This is a genomic window from Nocardiopsis salina YIM 90010 (genome assembly GCF_000341025.1).
GTDB lineage: Bacteria > Actinomycetota > Actinomycetes > Streptosporangiales > Streptosporangiaceae > Nocardiopsis > Nocardiopsis salina.
The window spans coordinates 1-2693 of the sequence record NZ_ANBF01000025.1 but is presented as its reverse complement, the minus strand read 5'-3'; the positions used below and the strand labels follow the sequence as shown (position 1 = coordinate 2693).

The window sequence follows — 2693 nt, the reverse complement described above, 5'->3', positions numbered from 1 at the left end:
ACCCCCGACGAACCACCACCCCCGAGGCAACACCACACAACACCCCGTACCCCAGGAACCGCCGCTCCTCGCCCTCGCCCCGGACCGCACCTGATTCAGGGCCGGGGTCGGTCGCCGACCGCGCGGGCGTGCACGCGCAGGGAATGCCCGCCGACGAGCACGGTGAAGGGACGGCCCGCCTCGATCCCTCGTCCGGCCCCGTCCCGCTGACCGGGGCGGGTCAGCCGCCAGAATGCGGAGGCCAGCAGTACCGGGTCGTGCCGGTGGGCCGTGTCGGGGGTGAGGCGCACGCGCGAACCCTCGCGCGTGCGCACGAGGCAGTCCTGGCCCTCGGCCTCGACCGCCATGTGCGCTCGCGGGTGCCCGGTCAGCGTGCGCCCGAGCCGTGGCCACGGGTCGCCCTCGTCGGGCCCGCACACGACGATGTCAGTGGCCTCCCGCCACCGCAGCTGCGGTTCGTCCGCGTGCGCGACCACGTGCGCGCGGGGCACGGCGAGTCTGGTGCCGACCACGAGCTCGGCCGGGTACCTCGCCACCCGCACCCCGGCCTCCTCGACCTCGGCGGTGCACATGAGTGGTGCGGAGTCGGCGGTGTCGGGCCATCCTCGCCGGTAGGGGACCGGCGGTTCGGGCGGGGTGACACGAACGTCGTGTACCGGTTCGGGCAGATCGAGCAGCTTGTAGAACAGCGACCTGGTAATACGCCCGGCCTCGCCCGGGACGGAGGTGAGCAGGTCGGTGGTCTCGGCGAAGCGGCGCGGGTGGTGGTGTCCGGCATCGGTGGTGATCTGGGGAAGCAGGGGCAGGGACGGGTCGAGATGTGTGGCGGTGCGGCCGAAGTCGGCGATGGGGGAGCCGGTGGCCATCTCGTGGTGGGGGAAGGCCCCGAGCACGGTGTGGGTTCCCAGGGCGGCCCCGTAGAAGGTGACGGATCCGTGGTCGCCGATGATGTGGTCGGCGGCCACGAGCGCGGCCTGCCACCCCTGACGGTCGGGCAGTACCCGGAGTCCGGCGCGTTCGGCCTCGGCGAGCCAAGCGCGTACCTGCCAGGTTCCGTGGCTGTGCCAGACGTTGGGGTGCAGGGCGAAGGCGATGCGGTACTCGTCGGCGGGCGCTTCTGCGAGCAGGCGTGTGAGCAGCTCGGGGCGCGACCCCAGGAGGGAGGTGGGTCCCCAGGTGGAGCTGATCAGGACGAGGGACCGGTCACCGGTCTCGAGGTGGTCGCGGTAGCGCTCACGCCAGGGGAGCCCGGCGTGGATGCGGTCGTGTGTGGGGTCGCCGGCGACCACGGCCGAGGATGCTGCGTCGGGGTAGGACGCGGTGAGCCGGTCGAGCTGCTCCTCGTGCGAGAGGACGAGGGTCTGCGGGATGAGCGCGCCGTCGCGGGCGAGGGTGTTGCGGGAGAGGCCGAACACCGACTCCGAATTCTCCGGTTTCCGGTTTCCGGTTTCTCCAATTTATTGTACCCGGCGCCGTGGGAGAAGGCGACCACGGGGGCTTTGATCCTGTGCAGGTCGTCGCCGTAGCTGGCAGTGATGGCGAGGTCGAACTCTTCTTCCATGGCCTGTTCCCATGGTGCGACGGCCACGCCGAGGTCGTGCAGGAATTCGGTGACGCCCTCTCGGAAATTGGAGGTGCGGGCCCGGGTGAAGACGATCTGCACGCGCGGGTCCGACTCCAGGAACGGCAGCAGGTCGAGCAGGCGGGTCAGGGTCGTCACGGTGTGGGCGACCACGAGGACCTTCCGGCTCTCGGGCCGTGTGGACCACCCGGGCGCGGTGCCGATCGGTACCCGCAGGTGTTCGTGGACGGACATGCGCCTCCCACCGCTGTTCGTGTCCGGTTCTGCCCCGGCTTGCGCCGATCGAGCGTACCGGAGCGCTGCTGCGCCCCCGGTTCCGCCCTGACCCGAATTCCACCTCCGGTGCCCGGACGCCCGGGCACCGGAGCTTCGGGGTCACACGCCGTGGGAGTCCCGCCGCGTCTGGGCGTACCGCTCGTGCAGTCCGTCGAGCTCCTGTGCCTCCGCGATGAACTCCGGCTCGCCCACGCTCCATTCCGGGGGCTCGTCGGTACCCGCGAGCACCCAAGCCGCCTGCCGTGCGGCGCCGATGGCCACGTACTCCGCGGGCGGGGGCACCTCCACGCGGGTGCCGAGCACGGCGGGCGCCACCTCGCGCACGGCCGCCGAACGCGCAGCACCTCCGACCAGCTGGACCCTTCCGACGGGGATCCCGCTGTCGGTCAGCGCGGACAAACCGTCGGCCAGCCCCAGAAGCATGCCCTCCACGGCGGCGCGGGCGATGTTCTCCGGGCGCATGTTGGTCCGGGTCAGGTGGTGCAGCGACCCTGCCGACCCGGGCAGGTCGGGGGTGCGCTCGCCGTCGAGGTAGGGGAGCAGGATGATCCCGCCCGCTCCCGGTTCGGCGCCGGCGGCCAGTCGGTCGAGCCCGGCCAGGTCGGTGCCGAGCATGGTGGCGGTCGCGTCCAGCACCCGCGCTGCGTTGAGCGTGCACACCAGTGGCAGGTACCGGCCGGTGGCGTCGGCGAACCCGCAGATCGCGCCCTTCGGGTCGTGCGAAGGCCGGTCGCCGACGGCGAAGACGGTGCCGCTGGTGCCGAGTGAGATCACGGCGTCGCCCGGGCGCAGCCCCAGGCCCAGGGCGCTGCCCATGTTGTCGCCGGTGCCGGGC

General features: G+C 72.3%; 2 protein-coding genes. Both read right to left on the bottom strand.

The window, feature by feature from the left end; translation table 11 throughout:
* Window positions 1-95: 95 nt before the first annotated feature.
* Entirely contained in the window at window positions 96-1415 is a 1320-nt protein-coding gene (locus D474_RS0102820) for a hypothetical protein (RefSeq protein ID WP_017612084.1), read from the bottom strand.
* A 542-nt stretch (window positions 1416-1957) separates the two neighbouring features.
* A partial coding sequence (locus tag D474_RS27430; protein WP_017612083.1) for an FGGY-family carbohydrate kinase occupies window positions 1958-2693 on the bottom strand: 736 nt, incomplete at its 5' end.